We start from the raw sequence: 24040 nt of genomic DNA, 5'->3' as shown, positions 1-24040 counted from the left end.
TGGAAAAGTCGAAGCATTTTTTGACTTTTAATTGAAAATGCCTTTTTATTTGGTTATCCTATTTTCTATGATATAATGATAGTAATAGTTAGGAAAGCGTTAACCTTTAAGACTTTGACTCATAAAAAGGAGCCTCATGAACAAGCCAGATATCGCAACCATAATCGACCTCCATTTTGAAGAATTAACCGAGCTCGAGCAAGAAATCGCTCGCTATTTTTTACAAGCTGAAACGATCCAAGATGATCTCTCTTCTCAGCAAGTTACCCAGAAATTACATATCTCCCAAGCAGCCTTGACCCGCTTTTCCAAAAAGTGTGGTTTTACAGGCTACCGAGAGTTCGTCTTTCAATACCAGCATCAGGCTAGTAAACCGGACACTCATTCGCACAAACACAGTCCTTTGACCAAACGTGTTTTACGAAGCTACAGTATCATGCGAGAACAAACACAGGATTTGATTGACGAAGAACAACTGGAACGAGTTGCCCAATTAATCGATGACGCAGAACGAGTTTACTTTTTTGGGACGGGAAGTTCTGGTCTGATTGCCCGTGAGATGAAACTGCGCTTTATGCGATTAGGTGTGGTCTGTGAAGCTTTGACCGATCAGGATGGCTTTGCTTGGACGACTAGTATCATGGATGAAAATTGTCTGGTACTTGGCTTTTCTCTATCAGGCACTACTCAATCCGTCCTCGATAGTTTGTTGGATGCTAAGGAAATGGGGGCCAAGACCATTCTCTTTACCAGCGCTCCAAACAAAAACAGTCAGGCCTATACCGAAACAGTCCTTGTGGCAAGCCATAGTCAATCTTCTTACATCCAGCGTATTTCCGCTCAACTCCCTATGCTCATTTTAATAGATTTGATTTATGCCTACTTTTTAGAAATTAATCGCGAGAGCAAAGAAAAAATCTTTAACAGCTATTGGGAAAATAAAAAGCTCAACGGCTATCGTAGACAAAAACGTGTCAGAAAATCCTAGTTTGGTTGAGCCAAACTAGGATTGTTTTGTTTTGAAATGGTAATATGCACCGAGTATCCCTGCTGTGTTCTGGTGATGGGCAAATTCTAATCGTAAAATAAAATGAGCTATTCTTCAGAAGTACGTTCTATAATATCATAGTTTAATGCAGAGTGTAGCGATGTAGTCATTTCCATAAGGTGACAATCGATGCCTTTTATCACATGATTCATAAAAATCGATCATAGCGAGGCCATTTTTTAGTTGTCCTCTAATCTGACTTTCTAAGGTATGGCTAAATTCATATCCATATTCTGGATTGATGGTAATTTTGTCTTCCTCTTCAAGCTCTCTTGAATTAAAAGGTAGTGAAAACTTTAACAGTAATTCCTCATCGGGTTTGTCCCATACAGTGTCAGCATCATACATGTAGATCCAAGGATTCATGAATCCGACCATTAACAAACCGCCCTTTTTCAATACTCGAGAGGCTTCTTTATACATGTTTTCTAAATCTTCTATGTATACATTTGAAACTGGATTAAAAATAATATCAAAGGTTTCATCTTCAAATGGGAATGGTTTTGTCATATCGCCTTGAACGGTATTGATTTTTAAGCCTTCTCGTTTTGCAACCATTTCATCTCTTTCTAATTGTGATTTAGAAAAATCCATAATGGTGACATCATAACCTTTTAGAGCAAAAACGGGACCCTGCTGTCCACCACCACAAGCTAACCCTAATATCTTTTTTCCCTTGGCTTTTTCAAACCATTCTTTCGGAACTTTTTTCCCAACAGTTAAGGCAACAGAAATTGGATGCTTTCTAACTTCTTCTAATTCTTCCTGTGTCAATGGCTCAGTATAGTCATTTTTTACATTATTCCATCGATCTTCATTTAATTTTATATAATTGTTCATCTTACAATCTCCTCGTAATTTTATATGATTTCGATTTCAGGTGAATCAGTTGCCATTACATTTTCTCACCTCTAGAAATTCTAATTTGTCAATTTTTCGTCCATCTCATTATATCATTTTTCCACATTTTCCCATTTACTCAAGCTAAATATCAATTAAATGGATGATAGAATTGCTCTCTCCTTAACTTCTCATGCAAGTCGGTTATTTTCTCCTAGTTTCTCACGATTACATCCTTTGGCTCAAATTTTTCAATAAAAAAAGAATTAAGCAAAACAGTTTTCACTCGAGTAGTGATTAAGTGTTTTTCTTAATTCTATAATTCCAAACTTGGATTGTTTTGTCTTGATACTCTTCGAAAATCAAATTCAAACCACGTCAGCTTCACCTTGCCGTACTCAAGTACTGCCTACGGCTAGCTTCCTACTTTGCTCTTTGATTTTCATTGAGTATAAAATGATAATAGGCTCCCAACATCCCTGCTGTGTTTTGGTGATGGGCAAATTCTAATCGTGTTTTTTCAGCTAGGCTTGGCACCAAGGCCGCCTTCAAGGCTGTGCGAATCTTTGGTTTGAGGATAGCCTCTTGCCCCATGATACCGCCACCAAGAATGACCACTTCTGGATTGGCAACATAGCAAATATTTGCCAGACCTTTTCCTAGATAGTCTACCATGCGGTCAATCCCAGACATACAGATCTTGTTTCCTTCGGTAGCTTCCTTGAAAATGCGTCGGCCATTCCACTGATCAACCGGATCTCCATGAGTTGCTGCTACATACTCCACCAAGGCTGTCGTAGAGGCGAGGTCTTGGAAAGCTCCATCCTGCATGTGCATGTAACCGACTTCGCAGGCCGAATTGCTAAATCCATGGAAGACTTTCCCATCCATAATCAAGCAACCACCGATACCAGTTCCAATGGTCAAGCAAAGAGTGACACTCGCTCCCTTGCCTGAACCAGATACTGCCTCAGCCAGACCTGCACAGTTGACATCATTTTCAATTTCACAAGGAATCGCAAAACTCGTCTCGATTTCCTTCTTGAACTGGGTTCCTGCATAGTTGGGAATCTGAGGACCAGCATAGAAAATCTCACCCTTATCAGGATCCACCATTCCTGCAGAAGAAATGGCAACACCTGCTACTGGGCCTTTTTCTAAATAGCTGGCTACGATATCTTTTGTCTTTTGTAAGATATGAGGTCCACCCTTATGCGCCTCAGTTGGCATTTCATGCGATTCAACAAGTTGGCCTTCTTGGTCAATCAAACCATATTTGATATTGGTTCCACCGATATCAATTGCAACGTAGTGTGTCATAAATACCTCCTTATGGATTAGAGGAAGCGCTCCTTGGTTTCACGAATCAATTGTGCTGCTGCTTCTACAACTGGGCGATCTTCTTCGGTTACTGGCGTCAATGGCGAACGAACTGAACCAATGTTCAAGCCTTCATTGATCTTCAAGACTTCCTTAATCACACCGTACATATTTCCATGTGCAGAAGTGAGTTTTCCAATGATTGCATTGATAGCGTACTGCAATTCACGCGCTGTTTCCAAATCTTTCTCAGCAATCAACTGATTGAGTTTCAAGAAGAGTTCTGGCATAGCACCATAAGTACCACCGATACCAGCCTTAGCACCCATGAGACGGCCACCTAGGAACTGTTCATCTGGACCATTAAAGACGATGTGGTCTTCTCCACCAAGGCTGACAAAGGTTTGGATATCTTGAACTGGCATAGAAGAGTTCTTAACACCGATAACACGTGGATTCTTCAACATTTCAGTGTAAAGACTTGGAGTCAAAGCAACACCTGCCAATTGAGGAATGTTATAAATCACGTAGTCTGTGTTTGGAGCTGCAGAACTAATATCGTTCCAGTATTTGGCAACTGAGTACTCAGGCAAGCGGAAGTAAATCGGTGGAATCGTTGCAATAGCATCTACTCCCAAGCTTTCTGCGTGGCGAGCAAGTTCCATACTGTCTTTGGTATTGTTGCAAGCTACGTGAGCGATGATAGTCAATTTCCCTTTGGCAACTGCCATGACTTCTTCCAAAATCAATTTGCGGTCTGCCACACTTTGGTAGATACATTCACCAGAAGAACCGTTGACATAGAGACCTTGAACTCCCTTATCAATGAAGTATTGAACCAAGGCACGCGTACGCTCTGGACTGACTTCTCCTTGATCATCATAACATGCGTAGAAGGCTGGAATGACACCTTCGTATTTTTTCAAATCTGACATAGATTTTCTCCTAAGATTTCTTTTTTCTGCTGAGAGCAGTTCTATTTTTTACAAGTTTAGTATACACCTTGTGGAAATCGCTTTCAATATCTTGTATACACTTAGATTTTAGTTTCTACTTGTATTTTAGAAACTATAACGATTGAAAGTAGTTTCAGAAAGATCTCATCCTACTGGTATTTTGCGAAAATTTTCTCCATCAATCCTGCTTGGAGAAAGACCAGCAAACCAAAACCAAAGAGGATAAAGACCGATCCACCCAAAAGGAGAGTGAAGGCGGATAGATAAAGAACCATCACAATAAGAAAGAGAATGGCTAACATGAGGAAGAACCATGGAAAGTTAAAACTTGCCAAGATAAGCCCCTTTTGCAACACCTCTTTCCAAGACAAATCATAGCGCGCAGCGATGGGATAACTAGCCAGCATCACGAGAGTAAGGAAGATGAGAATCCCCAAACAAATAGCTTTCACAAGCTGGAAAGGCAAAGCGGTCTGTCCCCAGAAGAGGTAGAGATCTAGAAGGCTTAATGAGACAATGCCCAACTCTAACAGACCTAACTGAAGCCCCAGTTTCAGATTTTGCTTGAAAGCTCTTAGATAGGTTCTGAAAACTGGTACTCGTCTGCTTCTCTTAATTTCAAACATGGTCTCATAGAGGCTAATTTTTGCCACTCCAATCGTCACGATGGGCAAACAAGAGACGACAAAAAGAAGATTGACTGTGACGATATCCAAGACCTTCTCACTGAAACGCATGAGAAAATTATCTGTATCAAATGCTGCCTTGATAAGGCTTACTCCTTTTTGTGCCATGTTTGCTCCTCCTGATTCTTTTAATCAATCAAAATTTTAAAGAGATACTTGCGAACTTTTTCTTCCATCCCTGCGTAGCCATTTGGCTGGTGTGGTTCTCCTGGGAAGAAAATTGCAAAATTGTGATAGCCCAACAAGAGTGGGTAGCGTTCATGACAATGGACAAAGCCAATGTCGCTCGCTTCATCGAATGCTACCGCCTCGTCTTTGATACGTGAACCGTAGCTCGAATATTCATGCCCTTCTACCAGCAAATGCAAATCTGCATAGTTCTTATGATGCTCAAATTGATCATTTTCAGCCTGATTGAGGACATTTTCCTGCACAACTAGAAAGACCTTGTCCCCGTCAATCTCATACTTACCGAGTTCGAAAGAATCCTTACGGTGCTGATAGAGATAGTCGATAGCCTTGTCTAGATTGGGATGGATTCCTTTGTAAAAGGCGATGTTTTTCAAATCTTCAAAAATCATACTATTTCCTTCGTTTCTGATAGTTACTATTTTTCAGTTCCGATTCATCCTTTCTCTATTTTCCTGTAATAGTGCGGACGGAAGCAAATTCCTTCGGTATTTCATTCCTAATTTTTGAGCCTTTTAATCTTTTATCGTCAGTCTCAAAAATTCCGTCTAAGATAAGCGTAAGATGCTTATCTTAGACACCACTAAAGCGGGAAATAGCCACCCTAAAACGAACCTACTCTAACTAGTATCATGAAAAGAGTTCATTCTTAAGTTTATAAGTGTCTGACAAAACTTCACGAAGTAACTGCATACTCTCCATTTTGTAGACACTTATAACTCTATATTCTCTTATACTTAATGAAAATCGAAGAACAAACTAGAAAGCTAACCGCAGACAATACTTAAGTATGGCAAGGTGATGCTGACGTAGTTTAAACTCGATTTTCGCAGAGCATTATCCTTTAACAGCTCCCATAGTGATCCCTTGAGTGAAGGATTTTTGGAAGACAAGGAAGACGGTTACGATTGGCACTGCTGCAAGAGCTGCACCTGCCATGATCAAACCATAGTTGGTTGCCATTTCGGCCTGCATGGTCGCAACCCCGAGTGAGATGGTCAAGTTTTGACGTGAAGTCAACATAACCAACTGCATAAAGTAGTCGTTCCAAGTATTGATGAAGGTAAAGATCGCAAGAGCTGCAAATCCTGGTTTTACGATAGGAAAGGCTACGCTCCAGAAAGTACGAATCTCACCACAACCATCGATTTTAGCTGATTCAAGCAATTCTGTAGGGATATTTTCACTGAATTGTTTCATAAGGAATACCCCAAATGGCCATCCGATCAAAGGCAAAATCACTGCCCAAAGTGTATCGTGAATTCCCATGAAGTTGACGATACGTACCAATGGTACAAGGACAACTTGTTTTGGAAGAGCCATGGCAGCGATAAAGACTGCAAAGAGGATGCGTTGACCATAGAAACGTTTTTTAGCCAAGACATAACCTGCTAGAGAAGAGGTTGCACAGACTAAGAACATGGTTACCAGTGAGATAAATACAGAGTTCCACATCCACTGCATAGCAGGATTTTGCACCATGAGTTGTTGGAAGTTCTCCATGGTTGGCATTTTAGGGAACCACTGTGGCGGAATCATAATGGTATCAGGCTGTGATTTGAAGGCCCCTGTCAAGATCCAGTAGAATGGAAAGATGAACAGTACGGTCAACAAGAGCAAGATAATCGTTGAAATAACAGTGAAAGCTGTTAAAGGTTTCTTTTGTGTAGGTTGCATAACTGTCTCCTTTCTTTAGTATTCTACGTCGTTTCCGAGGATCTTGAATTGCGCAAAGCTGACAATGGCAATCATCACTGCCAAGAAGACACCGATAGTGTTTGCATAGCCGTATTCTGTCAATTGGAAGGCTTTTTCGTAAAGGTAGTACATCAAGGTACTTGTTGAGTAGTTTGGACCACCTGAAGTCAAGAGCTGAATCAAGGCGAAACATTGGAAAGAGTTGATGGTCGTAATAATCGCGATGTAAAGAGTTGTTGGAAGAAGGCTAGGCCATTTGATCTTCCAGAAGACTTGAAACTCAGTCGCACCGTCTACACGCGCTGCTTCAACAAGTGAGTTGTCAATATTCCCCATGGCAGCGATATAAAGAATAATCGGTTGACCAACAGATGTTGTCAAAAGGATGATCATAATCGCTAGCAAAGCCCAGTTTTTGTCACCCAACCAAGAAATGTTTTGGCTGATGATGTGGCTTGACTTAAGGACAAAGTTAAGAATTCCTGATAGGGGGTCATAGATCCATTTCCATACAACCGTTACGGCAACACTACCTGTAACTACAGGAAGGAAGAAGACGAAACGATAGAAAGAACGGGCAATGGCATTTTGATGATAGGTTTGAGATGCTACAAAGAGCGAGAAGAGAACCACAATCGGAACAGATCCAATAACCAGGATAATGGTATTGATCAAAGACTTCATAAAGACAGGGTCCTTAAACATGCGAATGTAGTTGTCAAAGCCTACAAACTCAAATTTAGTCATGGAGTAGTTAAAGAAACTTGTAATGAATCCCATAATCATAGGAGCCAAGACAAAGATGACAAAGAAGAATAACACTGGTGCTAGGAAAGCGTAGGAAATCACTGTTTCCCGCATACGAATTTTATTGACTTTCACAGTCGGCACCTCTCTTTCAAATAGAATAGTTTTTGATTTTCTTGAACTGTTTTAAAACCAAAATGAAATTTTTTAAGATTCGCTTATGTAAGAACTTCATTTTAATTTCGTGACAGTTCCTACCATTTCAAACAAAAGTCCCCCTTTTCTTACACCATAGTGCACAGGGAAAAGGGGGGAATCAATCTGACTTAGTGCTTATTGTTTTGTAGCTTTTTTGATGGTTTCGTTAGCTTTTTCAGTGAAGGCTTTCAAAGCATCCGCTGGTTTTTCGTCACCATTTGATACAGATTGCAACATTGGGAACCAAAGTGTTCTCATTTCAGCAAATCCATCGATAGTGTTGTAGTATGGTGAGTAGTATTTAGTCCAGCCACTGATTGTTTCCATACGTTTGTCTTCATAAAGTTTGCCAAATGAAGTACGAACTGGGAAGGCACCTGTACGAACTACGTCTTTAGGACCCCATTCTTTGTCATCTGCGATGAATTGAACGAATTTCTTAGCAGCTGCGACTTTCTTGTCGTCTTTGTTGTTAAATACTGCAAATCCGTTTACAAGGTATTCAAGAGATGGTTTACCAGAGTCTGATGGGAATGGTACTTCTACCACGTCTACCTTACTTGCTTCCAAGAGTTTCGCTTGGATACCGTTTTGAGCTGGTGCCCAAAGGATTGTGTATGAAGTTTGACCGTTCGCAAAGTTTTGGATGTCTGCTCCACCGTCAAATTGTGAACCGTTGTTCAACAAACCGTCTTTAATCCAGCTAGCAGCTTTTTCAAGACCTTTGACGAATTTAGGATCGTCTGTTGTATATTTGGTTACGTCTTTGTCTGTTACAGAACCGCCATAAAGGTTTGCGATGAAGGCACGTGTTCCTTGGTCTCCCCCTTGACCAGCACTGAACAATGAACCTGGAGTGTAGCCTTTATCTTTAAGGGCTTTCAAAACTTTTTCAAAGTCATCAGTTGTCCAACCTTCTTTAACAAGGTTAGCTACACCAGCATCTTCCAACATTTTCTTGTTCATTGCCATGTAGAATGGTGCTGAACTGATTGGATACATGTAGGCTTTGTCTCCAGCCTTACTTGCTTGTACGATGTTTTCGTTGTTGACATCTTTGACAAATTCGTCTGTGAAGAGGTCGTTCAACTCAGCCAATTTACCATTTTTACCGTATTGGATGATACGCCCTGGTGCGTCAAAAAGTACGTCTGGCGCTGTTCCTGCTTCGATGGCTGTTGTAATCTTTTCAGGACCTGACTTGAAGTCGATGGTTTCCAATTTCACTTTTACATCTGGATTTGCTTTTTCGAAAGCTTCGATGATTGATTTTTCATAAGTTCCAACACCGTCACCCGTTTTTTCTTGTGTGAAGACTGGGAATGCCCACCAAGTGATTTCTGTTTTTCCGCTATCGCTACTAGAACTTCCAGCATCTTTACTTCCACCAGAGTTACCACAAGCCGCAAGGCCAAGAATCGCAGCACCCGCAAGTACTGTACAAGCTAGTTTTCTAAATTTCATTTGTATTCTCCTAATTGATAAGCGTATCCATATTGGATAATGAGCAAGTTTACATTTGTATACGTTTTCATTTTATCCGACGCATCGACCACTCTCCTCTTTTTTGAGATTGTGTTATTTAAGACCGGCAACAAAGCGTTCCGTAATCTCTTTTGGTCTAGTAATCGCTCCACCAACAACGATACCTCGCACCCCATATTCAAGGATTTGCTTGGCTTGTTCTGGTGTATGAATTTTCCCTTCAGCGATGACATCCACGCCGGCATCGCAGAGTTTTTTGATCAGTTCAAAGTCTGGACCATCTACCTTAGGACTATAGGAGGTATAACCTGATAGGGTCGTTCCAACAAAATCAATTCCTGCTTCAACCGCTGCTATACCCTCTTCAAACGTGCTAGTATCAGCCATTAAGAGTTGATGCGGATATTTTTCTTTGACTTGTCGGATAAAGTCCTGAATTTCCAAACCGTCGTAACGTTCACGTTTGGTACAATCCAGAGCAATGACCTCAATATCTAGTTCAGCCAGTTCATCAACTTCTCTCATCGTAGCTGTAATGAAAGGCTCCTGTGGCGGATAGTCACGTTTGATAATCCCGATAATCGGTAGTTTCGTAACCTCCTTAATCTCCTTGATATCGCGAACACTGTTTGCTCGAATACCGACTGCTCCACCTTGCTCAGCCGCTTTGACTAGCAAGGGAATGACTCCTCCCGCTTCTGTATAAAGCGGTTCGTGAGGAAGTGCCTGGCAAGAGACAATGATTCCATCTTTGATTTGTTCAATCAAGGCTTCTTTGCTGATCTGTGGCATCCTCTTTCCTCCCTTTCTTGTTCTTATGGGCTTATTATATATCATTTGTTAAGCGCTTTCAATAACTTGTAGTAGAATAGATTTCAGTTTCAAAACTATTTTATAGAACAGACTATCCTGAAAGTAGTTTCAGGCCTCTTATGATTTCAAATCAACCTGAATATCGTCAAAAAAGATAGCAGGCTTAAAACCTGCTATCTCTTCTGAGAGTTACTCAAATAGCTTTTACTTATTATTCTTTTCTCTTCTTGCCAAATGCAAAGAGTGATAAGAAGACGCCCGCAAGGCCAAGAGAAATTAGTGAGTTTGTATCCTTGCTTCCCGTATTTGGAAGTTCATCTTGTTTAGCTGCTGGCGCTTGATAGGTCACATCTTGGCCTAGAGACAGTTTGTTGTCTGCAGCTGCTAATACTAGATTGGTATCTCCCTTGTACTCTGGCACTTCAAGGACTGCTGCCTCAGCGCCATTGACTCCACCCTTATACTCTGGCAGGTCATTTGAAGCTGCTAAGACAAAGTTAGCACCTCCTCTATATTCCGGAAGCTCGTTTGAGGCTGCTAGAACCGCATTGACACCACCCTTGAACTCTGGAAGTTCATGGACTGCTGCCTCAACAGCATTGACTCCACCAGTGAATTCTGGTTTTTCTACTGTTGGTGCTGGTTCTTCACCTACTGTTGCCAATGGTCCAGTGTACTCTGGTATCTCAGCTACAGCGGCTTCTTCCGCATTAACGCCTCCTGTGAACTCTGGAACCTCATGGATAGCAGCTTCACTGCCATTAATACCATCGCTTAGTTTAGAGCCAGCTAAAGAAACTGGTAAATTGTGCATGCTTTCGATTGCACCCTCAGCTAGACCTGTAATTCTTTGCCCCATATCTTCTGTATCTATTGTGAATAGGAGAGTTTTTGTATCGTACTGGGTCATAAAGGTTGCTGTCTTGCCATTTGCCAATTGAAGGGTCGGAGCCTTGTTGACCAATACTTCCGAATCGAACTCCATGGCAATAATACCTGGCCATTTTTGGATAGCATATTTTACTTTTGCTTCTTTAGGAGAAATTCTGTCTTTGCTTAAGAAATCCCAGTTGAATTTCTTATAGGATAAAGTATAATCGTTTTGATTGCCATCCGCATGCTCATAAAGCAAACCATATTCGCCATTTCCGAGTTCTTGGAGCGAGTTGTAAGCAAACTTACCACTTTGTATAGGATTGTGTTTTAGCCATGTCAACTCACCATTCTCCTCAACACGAGCCAGGTGAACCAAACCATTGTTTCGTCCAGGACCACCAGCATTGCTGAGTAGAATGTATTCCTTGCCTTCATGCATGGTGTGAATAGCGGACATTTGAACATAAACGTCTTTTACTTGAGGATAACGTTTGATTTCCTTATCCCACGTTGCTCCCCCATCATGACTGGTCGCAACCTGAAGATCACCTGTCAACCCACGCATAAAGAGCTTGAGATCCCCATTATTCAACTGAACAACAGTTGACTCCGTATTTTGGGCGCCTGGATTATTCATGGTTGAAGAGTGAATGGTTTGGTTGCCTACTGGGCGGTTATCATTAACTGCTTCCCCTGCTTGCCATGTTTCTCCATGATCATCTGAATAAATTACACGAGATGATTGAGAACCACTTAGGTAGGAAACGTTGTTTGTTGTATAAACTGGAATCACCAGTCTTCCCTTATGAGGCCCTGTACGCAAGGCAATCCCTGTACCAGGTCCAGTTCCTAGGAAGTGCATCCAATCTTTCCGAATCCCATGAGTAATATCTTTTGGTGCAGACCAAGTCTTCCCATCGTCATCACTGTAGGACATCCATAGGTAGTTGGTATTGGAAACTCTAAAAATATTCTTCTCGCTATACTCAAAATAAATATTTCCGATTAGCTCATTTCCTTTATACAAATCTCCCTTATCGCTATAGGCTGGTTTTTTAGGGTCAACGACAACACGATAATCTGTCTTTCTATTTTGAGGGTCGAAAACCTCTCCGTTTTCTCGAATCGTATAGCGACCTGATTCCCCTTGCTTATATAAAACTTGATAAACTTTATCTCCCACTTGTTCATAAGCTTTCGGAGCTTGCCCCGGCAAAGAAAATACCGCCTTACTCTCAAGGAACATGTCATAAATTGCAAAAATTCTCTTTGTTTCAGGGTCTTGTACCAAGGCCATATCAATATTGACTGGAGATGGCCAATCTGCATGTTTAGCGTGCTCATTGTCACGAGGATTTGAGATTACGATTCGGTCTCCCCATGTTTTTCCATTATCTGAGCTGCGACGAACAACCATCCCAATATCCCCCCAGTCAGAATGGTGCAAACGTCTTTCATCCGTTCCAGCAATCAGCGTTCCTTTATCAGTCTTGAGAAGAGCTGGAATACGATAACTCTTGATGCCATCTTTGTTTGGTTGGTTATGCATTCCGCCTTCAAAGACGTCTTCTTTCTCTGAGATTTTCGCACCTTCTGGAAGTTTCTTCTCCAAATCACCTCTTTCAAATAACTGACTCCGTGTTTGAACTTCATCTGGGCTTAAAGCACGATCATAAACAGTTAAGTTTCGAACTTGTAGGTTTGATGCCCAAACTGTTTTATTGCCCCGTTTGGTTGCTCCAAGTTGAGCTTGATTAACGTCTGGCATATCTTTGATGAAGTTACCAGATTTTAGACTTGTTCGGGATAAGACACCGTTCACATAGAGACGAACTCGACCATGAGGTAACTCCGCTGTCGGTTGTTCGACAGTAAAGGTCACGGAATTCCATTGTCCAGGGCGAACTTTCAAAGGAGCATCTGTATACTTATCATAGAACTGCTCCCCGTTAGCGCCACGCCCTTCAATAAGAGCTGTATTATCAAGGACCGACATAGTAAAGTACTCATTTTCCTTGGTGTCACTGGATACAGAGAAGAGATTGTAAAAGCGTGGAGCTGATGCATCTGGTTTGAACTCCATGTGAACTGTAGCATTTTGAAGTTTCTTTAGTTTGTCTAGTTCACTTGATAAATCAACTCTCTGACCATTTGCTGCATTGGTTTCAACATCTTCTTTTTCAAGGACAGGATTAGCATTTTTTAAATCTCTTGAGTAATAGTCACGAGGAATAGCTCCCTGATCCTCTGATTTCTCTTCCTTATTTGTTTCTTCTGCAGGGGTTTCCGTAGAGGATGGGGTTTCTGATTCTGCACTCTCATTTTTTTTCAAATGATCTTGGTCCACCTCAACGCCATTGTCTTGAGCTGCTGCCAATTTACCAGCCAAATCCTTATCCAAATGAGCAAGATCTCCCGAGGACACTTCTTTTGGCAATTCTGATAATCCTTGACCAGGTTCGACAGTTTCTGTACTAGCGCCTGCTGCATTGGCTTGTTCTTGGGCTAAGACTGGATTTACTCCAAATATTACTGTACCAATCACTACTGATGCTGCTCCGATTGCAAATTTTCGAATTCCATATCGCTGTTTCCGATGTAAAGAGTTGTAATTCATGTTTGTCCTTCCATTTTTCATAAAAATAAAGCGCTTTCTTTTTTCTTTAAAAATTTTTATTGTCTCTTCAAGAGACAAGTTTTACAAGAAAGTATCCAACTTAATGAGAGCTCCCAATCCTCTCCCATTTTCTGCTGAGCCATTCTTTAAGCGCCCAGCAGCCTTTTTCCTCCTTTCACAAGTGATTTTTCCTTTATTATACAATAAAGTCTTATATTTATATCTATGTTCTCACAGAATAGATTTTACTTTTAAGAATATTTTAATATTTTAAATTTTCTAAAAGTACTTTCAGGTTTTGGACATAAAAAGAGAGATCCTGGGCTCTCTCATTCATTATCTTGCGTACTTAAAAGGAATCTCACTACCACAGAGCCAGTTATAAACTTGGTCATTGACAAAAACATTCATGGCTTCGTGGGCATACTCAGGCATGATGCGATAGACCTTATCACAGGTCAGACGGTTGTAAATTGCAAACTGGGTAATAGGATAACAAACATCGTCGTCCAAGCCCGTAATCATCTTGACCTCACCTTGAATGCGATGGGCAAGATTTTTCACATCGATATAGGCAAGAGTCGCCATAATTTCTTCCTCTGTTTCATGGAAGGGATCGTGGAACTTGAAATATCGGAAGAGTTCATCATAGGCTTCACTGGTATTGCCAATCTCAAGCACTCGTCTAAAGTCTGACAAGAAAGGATAGATGGCAACTGTTCGCTGAATCCGAGGATTGAGCGCTGCTGCAACCAGGGCTAAAGCACCGCCTTGTGAGGCACCATAGCTAGAAAGTCTTTCCTCATCTACCTGTGGCAGACTAGCAACAATTTCGATCAACTGGTAAATATCCAGATAGACTTCCTTATAAAAGAGCTGATCCCTACCCTCAACAGCACCACGGATGATATGTCCCTTAACGGTATTTCCCAAAGGAGAGCGCAAACCATCTTGCGAATAACCTGACTGGCCTCGAACATCCATAGAAACAACCCCGTAATCAGCCACGGTGAAGGCCAGCATGTCGGCCCAGTCCCAACCACGTCCCATATAGCCATGAAAGTGAAAGATTAGGGGAACTTTACCCTCACTCTTTGGAAGGACGACACGTGCGTAGACCTTGCCTTCATTAGTTCCCTCAAAGGTTAGCTCATAGCACTTGACTTGGGGAATATGGAAATCTCTTTCCTCCAACTGGTAGGCTGGAAGAGTTGAAACCTTTTTCACTTCCCCATCCCAAAAAGTATCAAAGTCTTCTGGAACCTCATCTCGCCCTCTATAAGTCTTGATTTCTTCTAATAAAGCTGGATTTTTCATATCATGCTCCTTTTGATTTGTAATCGCTATCACAACTGTAGCATATCTAGGAAAGCAATGCAAGAAAGAACGGTAAACAGAAAGTGAATTTATATTCTCTTTCCTCAAACCTATCATCTGAAAGTAGTTTTAAAATCTTAAACTTCTAATCTTCCGTTTTACATATGATCCTTCACAGCAACTGCTACCATTTTGGCTTTGGCACGGACTTTAGTAGCCACTGTCATCTCCATAGCAATAATTGCTTTTCTTTCCCCTAATTCCTCCAGAGTAGAAGTAACCACAATTTCATCTTCAATTGGACTAGGACTAAGGTAATCAATCTCCAAGCGAGCTGTAATAAAACGTCCTATCACAGTTGATTCCGTCAGTTCCAACCCTTTTTGATGATGGGCAAACCAAGCTGCTGAGGCCGTGCCATGACAATCAAAAATAGTCGCTATCATTCCTCCAAAGACATTTGATGGAACTCCACCAGTATAAGCATTTTCAAGCTTTATCCGACTAATACAACTCTTTCCATCTATACTTGGATAGGTTTTTAAATGTAAGCCTAAATCATTCTTGGGACCACATCCCCAACAATGCTGAAATCGTTCTCCATACCTATCTTGGATAGCAATCGCTCTGGTTTCTAACATTCTTTTCACTCCTCCTTACTCAGATGGGGCAATTATATCAAGCTTCAGTCAAAGAGTAAATAGGTTTGGAGACTAATATCTTTTTATCTCTCGACTAAGTTTGATTTATAGCCGACCATTTTATAAAAATAAAAAGAGCGTTTCCGCTCTCTGTGTATCAATAGGTGCTAGCTCCTTTCTCTAGTTTGACGGTTTGGAATTTCTTTTGGTAGGTTACTTTAATAGTCATGTGAGAGTCCTCGTTTCTTTTTGATGACTCTAGTATAAGACCCAAACCTAAAAGCTAGCTTATAGATTTCTTAGAAAAGGCTTAATCCAGATGTTCTCTCTTCTCTAGGTGGAGAGCAATCATGCGCCATTCTGGATCCTCTTTCCAACCTTCTATCGAACTAATGTAGCTGGCAACCTTCCTAGCTTCTTCTAAAATCGGAAAATCTTCGATAATATCCGCCACTTGAAACTCTGGAAGTCCTGACTGTCTGGTTCCAAAAATCTCACCCGATCCGCGCATTTTCAAATCTTCCTCAGCAAGGACAAATCCATTATTGGTTTCTGTCATGATGCGCATGCGGTCCTTCCCAGAGTCCGTCTTGGGATTAGCCACAAGAACAGCATAAGACTGCTTGTCTCCCCGACCAACACGACCTCTGAGCTGATGAAGCTGGCTGAGACCGAAGCGATCGGCATCCATGATGATCATAACTGTCGCATTTGGAACATTGACCCCAACCTCGATAACAGTTGTAGATACTAGAATATCCGTTTTTCTCTCTTTGAAATCCTGCATGATCTGGTCTTTTTCATCACTCTTCATTTTACCATGTAGAAGAGCTACTTCAGCCTTGCCGGCAAAATGAGCTGTCAACTCCTCAGATAAGGCAATGGCATTTTTCAGATCCAGAGCTTCTGATTCTTCAATCAAGGGAGAGATGACGTATGCTTGAGAACCTTTTTGAATTTCTCCTTCTAACCAAGTCAGCACCTGAGGCAGTTGCTCATGTTTGATCCAACGTGTCACAATGGGTTTCCGACCCGCAGGCATCTGGTCGATAATGGAAACATCCATATCGCCAAAGGCTGTGATAGCCAATGTTCGCGGAATGGGCGTCGCCGTCATCATGAGAACGTCTGGGTTGTCGCCTTTTTCCCGTAAAATCCGCCTTTGTCCCACACCAAAACGGTGCTGCTCATCGATGATAATCAAACCAAGACGAGCATAATCAACCCCATCCTGTATCAGAGCGTGGGTTCCGATAATAAAGTCAGCCTCACCCTTGGCAATGGTCTCTAAAACTTCTCTTTTTTCTGCAGCTTTTAAGGAACCTGTCAAGAGAGCGAGTTTCAAGTCTGGAAAAAGGTTCTGTAAACTCTCAAAGTGTTGCTCTGCTAAGATTTCTGTCGGTACCATGAGAGCTGCCTGATAGCCAGCCGTCACCGCCGCAAACATAGCCAAGCCAGCAACCACCGTCTTTCCGCTCCCTACATCCCCTTGTAGGAGACGATTCATGTGGTGGTCCGACTTCATGTCGGTCAATATTTCCCGCAAACTCTTTTCTTGAGCTTGGGTCAGGGCAAAAGGAAGACTTTCTTTAACGGCTGTCACTTTTTCCTGAGACCAATTCAGAACCAGACCGCTTCCCTGAACTCTATTTTCAGACTTGAGTGACTGCAACTGCATTTGAAAATAAAAGAGTTCCTCAAACTTGATCCGGCGAAGGGCCTGCTTGTATTCTGCCAAATCCTTGGGGAAATGCATGGCACGGACAGCCTGACAACGGGACATGAGTTTGTATTTATCCAGTAAAGACTGGGGAAGATTTTCCTCTATCAAGAGGTCCAACCCCTTATCAAAGGCTGTCTTGATGACCTTGACCAGACTGGCCTGACTGATTCCTTGAGCCAGACGATAAACAGGTTGGAGGTCATCTTCCACCTGAGCCAGAACCTTCATCCCAGTCAGACTGGCCTTAGCACGGTCCCATTTTCCAAAGACAGCCAGGGTTGCTCCCAACTCTATCTTATCAGCCAGATAGGGTTGGTTAAAAAAATTCACCGCAAAAACGACTTCTCCCTGCTTGAGACTAAAACGCAGACGATTGCGCTTAAAACCATAATACTGGACACTTGGAGGAGTTACGACTTGACCAGACAGGACAGCCTTTTCTCCGTCTTCCAGCTCCATCACCTGCTTGGTCTTGAAATCTTCATAACGGAAAGGAAAGTAGAGCAAGAGGTCTTGCAAGTTTTCAATTCCTAGTTTGGCGTATTTCTCTGCTGACTTTGGCCCCACACCAGGCAAGACATGCAAGGGTTGATGTAGATTCATGCTCCACTCCTTTCTTTTTTAATAATATTCTCTCGGAATGCGATCGCTGAGGAGGCAAACCACCTCATAGTTAATGGTTCCACGGTAGGTCGCTACCTGAGTTGCTGTGATTTCCTTGTCACCGTTTGTGCCGATCAGGGTTACTTTTGTTCCTAGTGGGTAAACCTTAGGCAAACGAATGGTAATTTGGTCCATAGATACTCGTCCGACGATTGGGCAAGCTTGACCATCTACCAAGACAGAGAAATTCTGCATGTCTCGTGTCCAACCATCCGCATAGCCGATTGGCACCGTCGCAATGACTTGTTCACTATTGGCTTGATAAGTCGCTCCATAGCCCATGCAAGCTCCAGCTGAAACTGTCTTGACATGAACAAGGGCAGACTCCAAACTCAAGGCTGGAGTCAAATCATAGGGTAAGTTCAAGACCTCTCCACTTGGATTGAGACCATACATGGCGTCTCCCATACGGACTGCATTGAAAATAGTCTCTGCATGCCAGAGGGTCGTTGCCGAATTGCTGGCATGAACCAGCTCTGGAACTTCCTTCATACTTGCCAAAATAGCTTTAAATCGTTCTAACTGGGTATTAAAATAGGTATCTGATTCTTCATCTGCAGTAGCAAAGTGGGTAAAAATCCCCTCAACGCGAGCACCGTGTTGTTGGAGCAAGGCTTGAGCCTGCTCTGCCTCACTGGAATCACGGAAGCCAATCCGTCCCATCCCTGAGTCAATCTTGAGGTGAACTGTTAAGCCAGATAAATCTGTCTCCCTAGCTAAGAGTGCTTGAATCCACTCCAATCCTGCCACTGTCAAGATGATGTCGTATTCTTTTGCTAGAGAAACAGCTTCTAGCTCAGAAACTCCTAAGATGAGAATTTTCTTGTTTATACCTGCTTGACGCAACTCGATGGCTTCATCAATATTGGAAACACAAAATCCATCAACATCATCTTGAATAGCTGTGGCAACAGCTACTGCCCCATGACCATAGGCATTGGCCTTGACCACTGCCCACTTGAGCGTTCTTTCAGGGATATGAGCCCCCATTTGCTGAATATTTTGTCGAATAGCTCCCAGATATATCAGAGCCTTGGTTGGTCTATGTGGACTAGCTTTCATGATTTTCCTCCAAAATGACACTGGCTGTCACAAACTGATCTGTATGGCTGATCGATAGCCAAATTTTTCCTGAAAATGGTGCCTGACTAAAATAGGGAGCCCCGCGTTCATTGTTCAAAACTTCCAAATCCTGAAAGGTCAGTTTGCCAATTCCTGTCCCCATAGCCTTGGAAAAGGCCTCCTTAGCTGACCAGCGGCCTGCCAAGTATTCGATCTGTCTGCGCCCTTTGAGACTGGTAAAGAGCTCCATTTCTTTAGCAGTCAGCACGCGCTTGGCAAAGCCCTCACGTCGTGTAACTGCTTTTTCTATCGAAGCTAATTCTTCGATGTCAATTCCGTGTCCAACTATCATACTCACAAAAGGAGCTGAGATTCCCCCAACTCCATCCTTTTCACTTATTTTGTTAAGGTAGTATAAATTTCTTCTACCAAGGCTACTGTATTTTCCCAACCTAGACAAGGGTCCGTTATGGAGCAACCAAAGATCTCTGGTTGATTTTGGCGACCATCTGCTAGGTAAGATTCGATCATAAAGCCTCGAACCGTCTTTTTAATCTTTTCATTCCAATCACGATTCAGCAAGGCTTGACGAACAATGCGAATTTGTTCCATATATTGCTTGCCAGAATTGTCATGATTAGTATCGATGATAATGAAGGGATTTTCAAGTCCCATAGTCTCATAGCGATTGATGGCATTTAAGAGGGTTTCATAGTAGAAATTGGGTTCATTTTTACCATATTCGTTCATGGCACCACGAAGGATAACGTGGGCCAAAGGATTTCCTGAAGTTTCCACTTCTTGGCCATGGTAAAGGAAGGTTTGCTTGTTTTGAGCTGCATAGATAGCATTAAACATGACCCCAAGATTTCCAGATGTTGGATTTTTCATCCCAACCGGAGCATCAATCCCAGAGGCTACAAAGCGGTGTTCTTGGTCTTCCACTGAACGAGCCCCTACAGCATGGTAGCTGACCAGGTCATCAACCAAAACGAGATTTGACGGATAAAGCATCTCATCAGCTGTCGTCAATCCAGTTTCGGTAATCACTCGGTAGTGCAGCTGACGAACAGCCTGCAAACCATTGATGAGACTAGGCGCTTCGCTGGTATTTGGTTGATGAATCATGCCCTTATAGCCATCTCCATTAGTACGAGGTTTAGCCGTATAGACACGCATTACGATAAAGATTTTATCCGCAACTTTTTTCTGCAAGTCGGCTAAGCGACGAGCATATTCGAGTACTGCTTCTTCATTGTCAGAAGAACAAGGCCCCATCACCAAAAGGATTCGGTCGTCCTCACCCGAGATAATGGCTGCCAACTCTCTATCGCGGGCTTCTTTCTTTCGCAAGGCTTCAGGTGACAACTGGGTCGCAGCCTTGATTGCTTCAATATCAATTTCTTGACCTTTTTCGATAAATGCCATCTTACTCTCCTAGCGTTTGGTAAATTTCGCGAACAAGTGCTTCTGTGTTGTCCCATCCTAGACACGGATCTGTAATAGACTTACCAAAAATTTCTGGCTCATTTTGACGTCCATCTTCTAGATAGGACTCAATCATAAAACCACGAACATATTTCTTGATTTTCTCATTCCAGTCACGGTTAATCAAGGTCTGACGAACGATACGGATTTGATCCATATATTGCTTGCCTGAATTGTCATGATTGGTATCGATGATGATAAAGGGATTTTCCAAGCCCATCTTTTCATACTGATCAATGGTATCCATCAAATTGTCATAGTAGTAGTTAGGAATATTTTTCCCGTATTCGTTCAAGGCTCCGCGAAGAATGGCGTGGGACAATGGATTCCCCGTTGTTTCCACCTCTTTACCGAGGAAAAGGAAACTCTGTTTATTTTGCGCTGCGTAAATCCCGTTAAACATAACATTAAGATTTCCAGATGTTGGATTTTTAAATCCTGTTGAAAAGTCTGCTCCACTCGCTACAAAACGGTGCTGTTGATCCTCTACAGAACGGGCTCCAACAGCCATATAAGAAATCAAATCATCCACCAGCGGAAGATTTTCAGGATAAAGCATCTCATCCGCTGTTGTCATTCCCGTCTCGGTAATCACACGGTAGTGGAGCTGACGAACAGCCTTGATCCCATTGATCAAGCTAGGAGCTTCTGTCGCATTTGGTTGATGAATCAAGCCCTTATAGCCGTCCCCATTGGTACGAGGTTTAGCTGTATAGACACGCATAACCATAAAAATACGGTCTTTGACCTCTTCTTGCAAAGCAGATAGACGCTTGGCATACTCGAGAACCGCCTCTTCATTATCAGATGAACATGGTCCAATCACCAAGAGAATACGCTGGTCTTCCCCACGAATGATGGCTTCCAATTCCTGATCACGTTGATTTTTTCTCGCAAGAGCCGCTCCCTCTAATTTAGACAAGGCGCGAACTTCTTCAATGTTAATTTTAGGACTTTTAGCTTTAAATACCATGATTCATCTCCTTATAAAGCAAACGGACACCAAGCAAAAAATGATTTTTACCAGGTATCCGCCTGTATCTTATCTCATATTATTGTCTCTTACCATGACAGTTCTTAAATTTCTTACCTGATCCACATGGGCATTGGTCGTTTCGTCCGATTTGGCTCAAGTCCAAATCTTCAGGAAGGCTTGCCTGCTGCGCTGCGATATTACGAGTCGCAGTTGTACTGATATTGTGTTCAGTTTGCGGACGTTCTTGTTCATGGATTTGTGCTTTCATCATCAAGCGGGTCACATCGAATTCAATCGATCCAATCATGTCGTTAAACATGCGGAAACCTTCTGCTTGATATTCTACAACAGGGTTGTTTTGGGCATATCCACGAAGACCAACAGCATTTCGCAACTGGTCAAGAGCATCAATATGGTCTGTCCACTTGTTGTCTACAACACGTAGAATCAAGACTTTTTGGAATTCTTTCACTGCATCTTCGTCACGAAGCTTAGCAACTTGGCTATCATAGACTTTCAAGGCACGTTGGAAAAGTTCATCTTTGATAGCTTGGTCTGACAGACCTGCAAGATCTGAACGGCTAATTGAATCTTCTGGAAGTAAGTTATACTTAGCAAAGTTCAAGATTGCTTCTAATTTTTCATCTTCCTTAGAACGTGCATGTGCATCCACGATACGTCCAATGGTACGACGAATCATAGCATGGATTTCTGGTGCCAAGTCACGATCTGCAGTAATGACATCATAGCGTTGCGCATAGATAATCTCACGTTGTTCACGCATAACATCATCGTATTGAAGGACTTGTTTACGAGTGTCGTAGTTGTTTCCTTCGACACGTTTTTGAGCTGCTTCAACTTGACGCGTTAACATGCGAGATTCAATGGCTTCATCAGACATGTTGAGTCGTTCAAAGACACCTTTCAAACGTTCTGAACCGAAACGTTTCATCAAATCATCTTCAAGAGACAAGTAGAATTGTGACTCACCTGGGTCTCCTTGACGTCCTGAACGTCCACGAAGCTGATTATCAATACGGCGACTTTCGTGACGCTCTGTACCGATAACACAAAGTCCACCAAGCTCACGAACCCCTTCACCAAGTTTAATGTCGGTACCACGACCAGCCATGTTGGTTGCGATAGTAACCGCGCCACGTTGACCAGCGTTCATGATGATTTGCGCTTCTCTGTAGTGGTTCTTCGCATTCAAGACTTCGTGAGGAACACCTGCTGCTACCAATTTCTTAGAAAGGAAATCACTCGTTTCAACGGCAACTGTACCTACCAAGACCGGCTGACCTTTTTGGTAACGAGCTTTTACATCTTCAACTACAGCCTTAAATTTCGCATCAAGACTTGCATAGAGAAGGTCTGAGTGGTCGATACGTTGAATTGGACGGTTAGTTGGGATTGGGATAACACGAATGTTGTAAATTTCGCGGAATTCTTCTTCTTCTGTTTTACCAGTACCTGTCATACCTGCCAATTTCTTATACATACGGAAGAGGTTTTGGTAGGTAATAGAAGCTGAAGTCTTAGTCTCATCTTGGATTGGGACACCTTCTTTTGCTTCAATCGCTTGGTGCAAACCATCAGAGTAACGACGACCTTCCATGGTACGACCTGTAAATTGGTCGACAATCAAGATTTCCTGCTCTTCACTAACCACATAGTCGATATCGAGAATCATGATATAGTTGGCACGGAGGGCATTATCGATAAAGTGAGTAAGAGCCACATTTTCAATGTCGTAGAGATTTTCTAGTTTGAAGTAGCTTTCAGCCTTGTCAATACCAGAGTCTGACAAACCGATCGTCTTAGACTGAACGTCAATGATATAGTCGTCCTTGTCCAAGGATTTCACGAAGTGGTCCGCCATATGGTAGAGTTGGCTTGTTTCAACTGCATTGGCGCCTGAAACGATCAATGGTGTACGAGCTTCGTCGATCAAAATTGAGTCAACCTCATCGACCAAGGCATAGTTTAGTGGACGTTGCACCATGTTTTCTGCACGAACGACCATGTTGTCACGAAGGTAGTCGAAACCAATCTCTGAGTTTGTGGAGTAGGTAATGTCGCAAAGGTAAGCCTCTTTTTTCTCCATTGGAGATTTAGCTGCCAAGTTGATCCCTACTGACAAACCGAGCCATGAGTACAACTCACCCATTTCAGTCGCGTCACGTTCTGTTAGGTATTCATTGACTGTAACTACGTGAACTCCTTTACCTGCAAGGGCATTGAGGTATACTGGCATGGTCGCTGTCAAGGTCTTCCCTTCACCGGTACGCATCTCTGGAACGTCACCATGGTGAAGAACAATCCCACCCATGACCTGAACCTTATAAGGGAAAAGCCCAAGGACACGTTTTGCAGCTTCACGAACTACCGCAAAAGCCTCATATAGCAATGAATCAAGTGATTCACCCTTGTTGTATCGTTCTTTAAATTCGTCAGTTTTCGCTTTTAGTTCTTCGTCTGACATTGCAGCCATTTGGCTCTCATAGTTAAGAACCTTATCAGCCATCTTTTCCAGACGACGAAGTTCTCCTTTATCATTTTCAATAATCGTTTTTAAAATATTAGCCATGATTTTCCTTACTTTTTATTCTGAATATTTTAGAATGTTCTTTTAATTTTAGCATATTTACCATTATTTTTCAAGAAAGAATCCTTAATTTACAACGGAAAAGGCCA

The 24040-nt window shown here is 42.2% G+C and carries 19 protein-coding genes; 1 reads left to right on the top strand and 18 read right to left on the bottom strand.

Annotation, left to right across the window (positions count from 1 at the left end):
• Positions 1–136 precede the first annotated feature (136 nt).
• The gene (locus NML69_RS07115; RefSeq protein ID WP_254726011.1) at positions 137–988 is read left to right on the top strand and encodes a MurR/RpiR family transcriptional regulator; all 852 of its coding nucleotides are present in this window, start codon (positions 137–139) and stop codon (positions 986–988) included.
• A gap of 135 nt (positions 989–1123) precedes the next feature.
• Here NML69_RS07115 and NML69_RS07110 read toward each other — a convergent pair whose 3' ends face one another.
• From NML69_RS07110 to secA, 18 genes are all read right to left on the bottom strand, one after another.
• On the bottom strand, positions 1124–1888 hold the full coding sequence (locus NML69_RS07110; protein ID WP_254726010.1) for a class I SAM-dependent methyltransferase: 765 nt from the start codon (positions 1886–1888) through the stop codon (positions 1124–1126).
• 423 nt (positions 1889–2311) lie between these two features.
• The gene (locus tag NML69_RS07105) at positions 2312–3208 is read right to left on the bottom strand and encodes an ROK family protein (RefSeq protein WP_254726009.1); all 897 of its coding nucleotides are present in this window, start codon (positions 3206–3208) and stop codon (positions 2312–2314) included.
• Between the two features lie 17 nt (positions 3209–3225).
• On the bottom strand, positions 3226–4143 hold the full coding sequence (locus NML69_RS07100) for a dihydrodipicolinate synthase family protein (RefSeq protein WP_084874422.1): 918 nt from the start codon (positions 4141–4143) through the stop codon (positions 3226–3228).
• Between the two features lie 170 nt (positions 4144–4313).
• Positions 4314–4958, bottom strand: coding sequence for a YesL family protein (locus NML69_RS07095; protein ID WP_198459344.1), 645 nt, complete (start codon positions 4956–4958; stop codon positions 4314–4316).
• A gap of 20 nt (positions 4959–4978) precedes the next feature.
• A complete protein-coding gene (locus NML69_RS07090) occupies positions 4979–5431 on the bottom strand; it encodes a YhcH/YjgK/YiaL family protein (RefSeq protein WP_198459343.1) in 453 nt (150 codons plus the stop codon).
• 445 nt (positions 5432–5876) lie between these two features.
• Entirely contained in the window at positions 5877–6716 is an 840-nt protein-coding gene (locus tag NML69_RS07085; RefSeq protein WP_001183243.1) for a carbohydrate ABC transporter permease, read from the bottom strand.
• A 15-nt stretch (positions 6717–6731) separates the two neighbouring features.
• The gene (locus NML69_RS07080) at positions 6732–7598 is read right to left on the bottom strand and encodes a carbohydrate ABC transporter permease (RefSeq protein WP_254726159.1); all 867 of its coding nucleotides are present in this window, start codon (positions 7596–7598) and stop codon (positions 6732–6734) included.
• Positions 7599–7817: 219 nt separating this feature from the next.
• Entirely contained in the window at positions 7818–9146 is a 1329-nt protein-coding gene (locus NML69_RS07075; protein WP_084878772.1) for an extracellular solute-binding protein, read from the bottom strand.
• Positions 9147–9260: 114 nt separating this feature from the next.
• The gene (locus tag NML69_RS07070; protein WP_001135657.1) at positions 9261–9959 is read right to left on the bottom strand and encodes an N-acetylmannosamine-6-phosphate 2-epimerase; all 699 of its coding nucleotides are present in this window, start codon (positions 9957–9959) and stop codon (positions 9261–9263) included.
• A gap of 232 nt (positions 9960–10191) precedes the next feature.
• Positions 10192–13473 (bottom strand): SIALI-17 repeat-containing surface protein, encoded by a 3282-nt coding sequence (locus NML69_RS07065; protein WP_254726007.1) that lies wholly within the window; start codon positions 13471–13473, stop codon positions 10192–10194.
• Positions 13474–13809: 336 nt separating this feature from the next.
• Positions 13810–14790, bottom strand: a complete 981-nt coding sequence (locus NML69_RS07060; RefSeq protein WP_254726005.1) for an acetylxylan esterase — start codon at positions 14788–14790, stop codon at positions 13810–13812.
• A 158-nt stretch (positions 14791–14948) separates the two neighbouring features.
• Positions 14949–15431 carry a thioesterase family protein gene (locus NML69_RS07055; RefSeq protein ID WP_254726003.1) on the bottom strand — a complete coding sequence of 161 codons (483 nt, stop codon included), beginning with the start codon at positions 15429–15431 and terminating at the stop codon, positions 14949–14951.
• 310 nt (positions 15432–15741) lie between these two features.
• Complete coding sequence (gene recG / locus NML69_RS07050; RefSeq protein ID WP_254726001.1) at positions 15742–17757, bottom strand: ATP-dependent DNA helicase RecG; 2016 nt, start codon at positions 17755–17757, stop codon at positions 15742–15744.
• 18 nt (positions 17758–17775) lie between these two features.
• On the bottom strand, positions 17776–18879 hold the full coding sequence (gene alr, locus NML69_RS07045; RefSeq protein ID WP_254725999.1) for an alanine racemase: 1104 nt from the start codon (positions 18877–18879) through the stop codon (positions 17776–17778).
• Positions 18869–19231, bottom strand: a complete 363-nt coding sequence (acpS, locus tag NML69_RS07040; protein ID WP_254725997.1) for a holo-ACP synthase — start codon at positions 19229–19231, stop codon at positions 18869–18871. The genes alr and acpS overlap by 11 nt, the downstream gene beginning before the upstream one ends.
• Positions 19232–19275: 44 nt before the next feature.
• Complete coding sequence (locus NML69_RS07035; RefSeq protein ID WP_049478454.1) at positions 19276–20307, bottom strand: 3-deoxy-7-phosphoheptulonate synthase; 1032 nt, start codon at positions 20305–20307, stop codon at positions 19276–19278.
• A gap of 1 nt (position 20308) precedes the next feature.
• Entirely contained in the window at positions 20309–21340 is a 1032-nt protein-coding gene (locus tag NML69_RS07030; protein WP_254725995.1) for a 3-deoxy-7-phosphoheptulonate synthase, read from the bottom strand.
• 79 nt (positions 21341–21419) lie between these two features.
• Complete coding sequence (secA, locus tag NML69_RS07025; protein ID WP_001284115.1) at positions 21420–23933, bottom strand: preprotein translocase subunit SecA; 2514 nt, start codon at positions 23931–23933, stop codon at positions 21420–21422.
• Positions 23934–24040: the final 107 nt, after the last annotated feature.

It is taken from the genome of Streptococcus sp. CF8-6 (assembly GCF_024295845.1).
GTDB lineage: Bacteria > Bacillota > Bacilli > Lactobacillales > Streptococcaceae > Streptococcus > Streptococcus oralis_BO.
The sequence above is the reverse complement of the archived record's forward strand: the minus strand, read 5'-3'. Positions and strand labels throughout refer to the sequence as shown.

Excerpts from the sequence above, each read along its gene's own strand:
- NML69_RS07060 (WP_254726005.1), bottom strand. The coding sequence starts at position 14,790 with ATGAAAAATCCAGCTTTATTAGAAGAAATCAAGACTTATAGAGGGCGA.
- NML69_RS07065 (WP_254726007.1), bottom strand. The coding sequence starts at position 13,473 with ATGAATTACAACTCTTTACATCGGAAACAGCGATATGGAATTCGAAAA.
- NML69_RS07035 (WP_049478454.1), bottom strand. The coding sequence starts at position 20,307 with ATGGCATTTATCGAAAAAGGTCAAGAAATTGATATTGAAGCAATCAAG.
- NML69_RS07110 (WP_254726010.1), bottom strand. The coding sequence starts at position 1,888 with ATGAACAATTATATAAAATTAAATGAAGATCGATGGAATAATGTAAAA.
- NML69_RS07115 (WP_254726011.1), top strand. The coding sequence starts at position 137 with ATGAACAAGCCAGATATCGCAACCATAATCGACCTCCATTTTGAAGAA.
- NML69_RS07070 (WP_001135657.1), bottom strand. The coding sequence starts at position 9,959 with ATGCCACAGATCAGCAAAGAAGCCTTGATTGAACAAATCAAAGATGGA.
- acpS (WP_254725997.1), bottom strand. The coding sequence starts at position 19,231 with ATGATAGTTGGACACGGAATTGACATCGAAGAATTAGCTTCGATAGAA.
- NML69_RS07105 (WP_254726009.1), bottom strand. The coding sequence starts at position 3,208 with ATGACACACTACGTTGCAATTGATATCGGTGGAACCAATATCAAATAT.
- NML69_RS07080 (WP_254726159.1), bottom strand. The coding sequence starts at position 7,598 with ATGCGGGAAACAGTGATTTCCTACGCTTTCCTAGCACCAGTGTTATTC.
- recG (WP_254726001.1), bottom strand. The coding sequence starts at position 17,757 with ATGAATCTACATCAACCCTTGCATGTCTTGCCTGGTGTGGGGCCAAAG.
- secA (WP_001284115.1), bottom strand. The coding sequence starts at position 23,933 with ATGGCTAATATTTTAAAAACGATTATTGAAAATGATAAAGGAGAACTT.
- NML69_RS07090 (WP_198459343.1), bottom strand. The coding sequence starts at position 5,431 with ATGATTTTTGAAGATTTGAAAAACATCGCCTTTTACAAAGGAATCCAT.
- NML69_RS07055 (WP_254726003.1), bottom strand. The coding sequence starts at position 15,431 with ATGTTAGAAACCAGAGCGATTGCTATCCAAGATAGGTATGGAGAACGA.
- NML69_RS07075 (WP_084878772.1), bottom strand. The coding sequence starts at position 9,146 with ATGAAATTTAGAAAACTAGCTTGTACAGTACTTGCGGGTGCTGCGATT.
- NML69_RS07095 (WP_198459344.1), bottom strand. The coding sequence starts at position 4,958 with ATGGCACAAAAAGGAGTAAGCCTTATCAAGGCAGCATTTGATACAGAT.
- NML69_RS07030 (WP_254725995.1), bottom strand. The coding sequence starts at position 21,340 with ATGGTATTTAAAGCTAAAAGTCCTAAAATTAACATTGAAGAAGTTCGC.
- NML69_RS07085 (WP_001183243.1), bottom strand. The coding sequence starts at position 6,716 with ATGCAACCTACACAAAAGAAACCTTTAACAGCTTTCACTGTTATTTCA.
- NML69_RS07100 (WP_084874422.1), bottom strand. The coding sequence starts at position 4,143 with ATGTCAGATTTGAAAAAATACGAAGGTGTCATTCCAGCCTTCTACGCA.
- alr (WP_254725999.1), bottom strand. The coding sequence starts at position 18,879 with ATGAAAGCTAGTCCACATAGACCAACCAAGGCTCTGATATATCTGGGA.